The following is a 5,649-nucleotide window of genomic DNA, read 5'->3' as shown; positions in this document are numbered from 1 at the left end:
ACGTAGTAACAGACGGGCCGGCGGGGCGTCGGTCGGGTCGGGGTGGGTCAGGCGGCGGAGCGGGTGCTGTGGCGTCGGGCGAGCAGGTAGCAGCCGGCACCGGTGACGAGCAGCAGGGCACCGATGCCCGCGATCAGGTTGGTGGGGGCGCCGGTGATGGGCAGCGAACCACCGCCACCGCCACCGTCGTCATCGCCATCACCATCGCCCTGGCCACCGCCGCCCTGAGGCGCGTTGACCACGATGGTGGCCCTGTCGTTGACAGGTTTGAGGTCGTCCTGGAAGCCGCCGCCGGCTGGGCACTCGCACGGCGCGTTGACCCGCACCGCGCCCCGGGCGTTGGGGATGACCTTGTCGATCCGTAGCCGGAACTTAACGGTGTAGGCCTGCCCGGCCACCAGGAGCATCTCCGAGGCGCACAGGTACGTGCGGGTGGTGTCCTGCCGCAACCAGCAGTTGTCGGGGACCTCGACGGCGGTGGTGCCCGGCGGCAGTTCGACGTTCGTGTGGGTGGCGGCCTCGAAGTCTCCGTTCGTCCGGTCGAGCGTCGCCGGGCCGTTGTTCCGGAAGCCGACGGTCGCCGTGACGACGGCACCGGCCGTGCCCTTGAGCGTGGCGCCGATCGCCGCGAGGTCGGTGCCATTAGTGCCGGTGGCCTTGATGGTCCACCCGGTGTAGTCGTTGCCTGGGCCAACGTCGGTCTGGGAAGCCTTCCGCATCCTGCCGGGTGCCCCGGTCAGAGTCAGCTTCGGACCGCCGCCAGGGGTGGCCGCCCGAGCGCCGACGGCCGTCCGCACCCGAGTCAGGTCCTCGAAGTCGGCAGTGGTCATGAACTGGGCGTAGCCGGAGTGGTTGGCCGGCGCGTAGGTGTCCTTGACGAACTCGAGGTTCAGCGTGGTGGCCAGCCCGGTGCCCACCGGGATGTCCTCGTCGAACTGGCAGGAGACCAGGTGGTCGTCGGAGTAGCGGCAGTTGCTGAACCGGTCCTTTGTGCGGATCGAGTAGGGGAGATCGAAGACCGCGACGAATCCGTTGACGACCTTGTCGCCGGCGTTGGCCACGGCCAGCGGAACGGTGAACTTCCCACCCGGCTTGGCGGAGAGGCTGGTGAACGGGCCGCCGGCCAGGTCGACCCCCTCGCCGACCCGGACGTGCGAGGTGTAGCTGCCGCTCCGCCCGCCGGCCGCCTGGAAACTGACCGCGACGTCCCCGGAGTCACCGAGCTGCGCGTCTTCAGTGAGGCCGAGGTGCACCCGCTTGACCCCGTTGCGGTAGATCCCGCTGCCGAGCGGCGGCATCTCGTAAAGGGTGACATCGGAGGGCTCCGTGCAGACGAGGACGCCCGGCTCCGGCGCGGTGCACTCCTGGCCGTCCGCAGGAGTCACAGTGATCGTGTCGGCCAGGGAGCGGTAGTCGTACCGCACGGACACGTCGGTGAGGACCGTCGGTTCGTCGGCGTACAGCAACAGACCGCGGATGGTCGCCTCCGCGCCGATGGCCACTGTGGCGTCCTGGAAGTAGGGCTCGATCGTGGGTGCGGCGACGGCGGGGGTGGCGGAGGCGGCGATCAACGCGCCTGCGGCGCCGAGCCCGGTCAGCCAGCGGAGCGAATGCTTGAGCATGGGGGTCCTCCCGTGGGGGTACAGGTGGCGCTCGTCCAACCTAGAGACGCCCCGACTCCCCCGGTAACCCCCTTCGGATCGATATCTATCCAATGACCCGAACGGCTGAGCACCAGTGTCGCAACGGGCAGCCGACCCGCGACGGGATCAGCGGTAGTCGTCCTCGTCCCCGGTGACCACCCGGGCCTGCTCCATCGCGTCCCAGTCGTCGACCTCCAGGCCGCGGTGCGGCTCACCGTCGATGTCGGCCGGGCCGGCGACAGTGGCCTGCTCGACTGCGTCGGCCGGGTCCGCCTCGGGGTCGCGTTCGTCGGGCGCGAGGTGGTCGCCGGGGGTGAAGTCCTCGTCGGGCTGACCCATCATCCCTCCCGGGGGTCTCGGGGCACGGTTCCCACCCACCGTACGGGTTGGGCCGGCGCACCGCCCGGAAGCGGAGTAGGCGGAATCAGCCCTCGGGGGCGCGACCCGGTGCCAGGATGGTGCCGTGGGCTTCCTCATCAGACTGGCGATCACCGCTGTCGCGTTGTGGATAACCACGCTGATCGTGCCCGGGGTCGACGTGCACGGTCGTTCGGGTGGCAACACCGTCCTCACCCTGATCGTGGTGGCGCTGATCTTCGGCGTGATCAACGCGGTGCTCAAGCCGGTGATCCGGGTCGTCGGTTGTGTGTTCTACCTGCTGACCCTGGGCCTGTTCGCGCTGGTGGTCAACGCGTTGCTGTTCCTGCTCACCGACCGGATCGCCAGCGGGCTCGACCTGCCGTTCCAGGTGGACGGATTCTGGCCGGCGTTCTGGGGAGCCATCGTGATGACCGTGGTGACCTGGTTGATCAGCGTCATCGTGCCGGACAACCTTGAACGCCGGTGAACGGCAAGCACCCGGGTCGGTTGTTCCGGCGCACCTCACCTACGGGATACTCCCGGCGGAGGACAGCGCGGTCCGGCGCACAAATGAAGAACAGCGGCCAGCACGGCCGAGAGTAAGGAGCGCATCACATGCCCATCGCTTCCCCCGAGGCTTACGCGGAGATGCTGGACCGCGCCAAGGCTGGCCGGTACGCGTACCCCGCGATCAACGTGACCTCCTCCCAGACGCTGAACGCGGCGCTCAAGGGCTTCGCCGACGCGGAGAGCGACGGCATCATCCAGGTCTCCACCGGTGGCGCCGAATACCTTTCCGGCCCCTCGATCAAGGACATGGTCACCGGCGCTGTGGCCTTCGCCGCGTACGCGCACGAGGTCGCCAAGAAGTACTCGGTGAACATCGCCCTGCACACCGACCACTGCCCAAAGGACAAGCTGGACGGGTTCGTGCGTCCGCTGATGGGCATCTCGCAGGAGCGGGTGAAGCGCGGCGAGGAGCCGCTGTACCAGTCGCACATGTGGGACGGCTCGGCCGTGCCGGTCGCGGAGAACCTGCAGATCGCCGCAAAGTTGCTCGACGAGGCCGCCAAGGCCAAGATCGTCCTTGAGATCGAGGTCGGTGTCGTCGGTGGCGAGGAGGACGGCGTCGAGAACGCCATCAACGACAAGCTCTACACCACCACCGATGACGGCCTGGCCATGGTCGAGGCGCTCGGCCTCGGCGAGAAGGGCCGCTACATGGCGGCACTGACCTTCGGCAACGTGCACGGCGTCTACAAGCCGGGCAACGTCAAGCTGCGTCCGGAGATCCTCAAGCAGATCCAGGACGCCGTCGGCGCCAAGTACGGCAAGGACAAGCCGCTCAGCCTGGTCTTCCACGGCGGCTCGGGCTCCCTGCTGAGCGAGATCCGCGAGGCTCTGGACTACGGCGTCGTGAAGATGAACATCGACACCGACACCCAGTACGCCTTCACCCGCCCCGTCGTGGACCACATGCTGCGCAACTACGACGGCGTGCTGAAGATCGACGGCGAGGTCGGCAACAAGAAGCAGTACGACCCGCGCGCCTGGGGCAAGGCCGCCGAGGCCGGCCTGGCCGCCCGGGTCGTCGAGGCCTGCGAGCACCTGCGCTCGACCGGCACCACGATGACCAAGTAACGACGTCCCACCCGACGGCCGGCTCCCCGCACGGGGAGTCGGCCGTCGTCGTCAGGTCGTCAGCAGGCGTACGGCCTCGCGCACGTCGTCGGTGAGGTGGATCGTCGACGACAGGTCACCGAACGGGGACGCGGCCAGCAGCGGACGCAACAGCGCCTCCACCGGCAACTCGACGGTCCAGTAGGCGCGGTCCAGGAAGATGTACGCCCCGCTGGCGCCGTCGGTGCCGTAGTAGGTCTTGGTGGCCGCCTGGAACACCTCCTGCACAGTGCCCGCCCGCCCCGGCGCGAAGACGATGCCGCCCCGGGCGAGGCGCAGGATGGTGTCCTCCCGGATCGCGTTCGAGAAGTACTTCGCGATCCGCCCGGCAAAAAGGTTCGCCGGCTCGTGCCCGTACAGCCAGGTCGGAATGGCCAGACCACCCGCACGCGCCCAGCCCAGGTCGTCGCCACGTTGCCGGGGCACCCCCGCGTACCGCTGCCGGACCGTCAGCGCCGTGGCCGTGTACCTGTGGTGGTCGGTGAAGTCGGGGGCGGTGGCCAGCAGGTCGATGGCGGCCGTCACATCGGTCGCCGGTCGGTCCGCCAGGTAGGCGCCGAGGTTCGCGGCCTCCATCACACCCGGACCGCCGCCGGTCACCACCAGCCGGTCGGCCCGCGCCAGCTCCCAACCCAGCACGGCCGCCATCCGGTACGCGGGACTGCCGCGCCGCACCGCGTGCCCGCCCATGATGCCCACCACCGACTGCGGCCCGTGCGCGGTCAGCCAGACGCGGGTGGCGTCGGCCAGCGCGTTGTCCACGCCGTGGTCGTGCAGCCGCTGACCAAGCGCCTCCTTGACGTCCGGCAACGCGCCGCCGTGCGCCCGGTAGTGGTCGTACACCCGGGTGTCGTACATCCCGGTGAACCCGCCCTCGGCGAACCCGGCGGCCAGTTCGTCCGGGGTGTAGAGGTGCGTCGGCTGGGTCGGGTACGGCAACCCGGAGAACGGCGGCACCACGTTGGCGCCGCGCCGGACCAGGTCGGCGCCCACATCCCGGGACGCGAACCGGCAACCGACGAAGAGGGTGCCGGCGACGTCGACGCCGGTCAGGTCGGGCACCGGCGCGAGGTCGAGCCGCAGGCCCTGCACGGTCAGTCCGGTCAGCCGACCGGTGGTCAGCTGACTGTCGAACTCGGCACGGGTCTGGATCTCACCGGCGTGCAGGTGCGGCTCGATGACGTCCGCGGGAGGTGGGGTCGGCACCGGGCCATCCTGCCCCTCCACCGGGGCCGGTCAAACCTCGGGCCAGGGGTGGAACCGACAGGAGCCCGGTGGTCGTGGCCACCGGGCTCCTGCATAACCGGTTCCTGGGGAGGCTCCGGACCATTAGTTGTAGTGGAAAACACCAGGCAGCGGCATAGGCCGCAGGCGTGACCAACTCCTCAGCCGTTCAGCGGGACACGTCGGCCGACCCGCTCGCGTGTCGCCCTGTCCAGCGGGTTGAATGGGGCGATGCAGAACCTTTTGCCAGAGCCACCGGCCACCCGCCTGCCCGTGAACGACGAGGCCGACGCCGCCCTGGCCGCCGCCGCCGAGGCCGGCACCGATGAGGCGTACGCCAACGTGGCGGCCGGCTTCCCGACCTACAGCGCGGCCTGGGCGGAGCTCGCGGCGCGGGCGTTCGCGCAGGGCCAGGTGGTGACGGCGTACGCGTACGCCCGCACCGGATACCACCGGGGCCTCGACCAACTGCGCCGCAGTGGCTGGAAGGGGCACGGCCCGGTGCCGTGGTCACACGAGCCCAACCGGGGCTTCCTCCGCTGCCTCTACGTGCTGTCCCGCGCCGCCGACGAGATCGGCGAGGCCGATGAGGCGGCCCGCTGTGCCCAGTTCCTGCGCGACTGCGACCCGGAAGCGGCGGACGCGCTGGCGAGCAACTGACCCCGCCCCGTGGGGGGGGGCCCCGGAGGGGCGGCCGGGCGGGGGGTGGACCCCGCCGGGGGCCCCCCGGGGCGGGGGAGCC

6 protein-coding genes are annotated in these 5,649 nt (G+C 70.2%); 3 read left to right on the top strand and 3 right to left on the bottom strand.

The genetic code is table 11. From position 1 onward, the window contains the following. Positions 1-47: 47 nt before the first annotated feature. Together AB0C20_RS34800 and AB0C20_RS34795 are read right to left on the bottom strand one after the other, a co-directional pair. A complete protein-coding gene (locus AB0C20_RS34800; RefSeq protein WP_357569606.1) occupies positions 48-1,622 on the bottom strand; it encodes an LPXTG cell wall anchor domain-containing protein in 1,575 nt (524 codons plus the stop codon). Positions 1,623-1,769: 147 nt separating this feature from the next. Then, on the bottom strand, positions 1,770-1,982 hold the full coding sequence (locus AB0C20_RS34795; RefSeq protein WP_357179061.1) for a hypothetical protein: 213 nt from the start codon (positions 1,980-1,982) through the stop codon (positions 1,770-1,772). 124 nt (positions 1,983-2,106) lie between these two features. Between AB0C20_RS34795 and AB0C20_RS34790 the strand changes: the two genes are divergently transcribed. Continuing rightward, positions 2,107-2,490 carry a phage holin family protein gene (locus AB0C20_RS34790; protein ID WP_357569605.1) on the top strand — a complete coding sequence of 128 codons (384 nt, stop codon included), beginning with the start codon at positions 2,107-2,109 and terminating at the stop codon, positions 2,488-2,490. A gap of 128 nt (positions 2,491-2,618) precedes the next feature. Beyond that, positions 2,619-3,644: a class II fructose-bisphosphate aldolase gene (gene fbaA, locus AB0C20_RS34785; protein ID WP_357179066.1), complete on the top strand. Its 1,026-nt coding sequence runs from the start codon at positions 2,619-2,621 to the stop codon at positions 3,642-3,644. A gap of 51 nt (positions 3,645-3,695) precedes the next feature. Here fbaA and AB0C20_RS34780 read toward each other — a convergent pair whose 3' ends face one another. Further along, complete coding sequence (locus AB0C20_RS34780) at positions 3,696-4,889, bottom strand: hypothetical protein (RefSeq protein WP_357179070.1); 1,194 nt, start codon at positions 4,887-4,889, stop codon at positions 3,696-3,698. A gap of 249 nt (positions 4,890-5,138) precedes the next feature. Between AB0C20_RS34780 and AB0C20_RS34775 the strand changes: the two genes are divergently transcribed. Further along, on the top strand, positions 5,139-5,567 hold the full coding sequence (locus AB0C20_RS34775) for a DUF3151 domain-containing protein (protein WP_238685276.1): 429 nt from the start codon (positions 5,139-5,141) through the stop codon (positions 5,565-5,567). The last annotated feature ends 82 nt before the right edge of the window (positions 5,568-5,649 follow it).

It is taken from the genome of Micromonospora sp. NPDC048843 (genome assembly GCF_040649965.1).
GTDB lineage: Bacteria > Actinomycetota > Actinomycetes > Mycobacteriales > Micromonosporaceae > Micromonospora > Micromonospora hortensis.
This window is presented reverse-complemented; position numbering and strand designations above follow the sequence as displayed.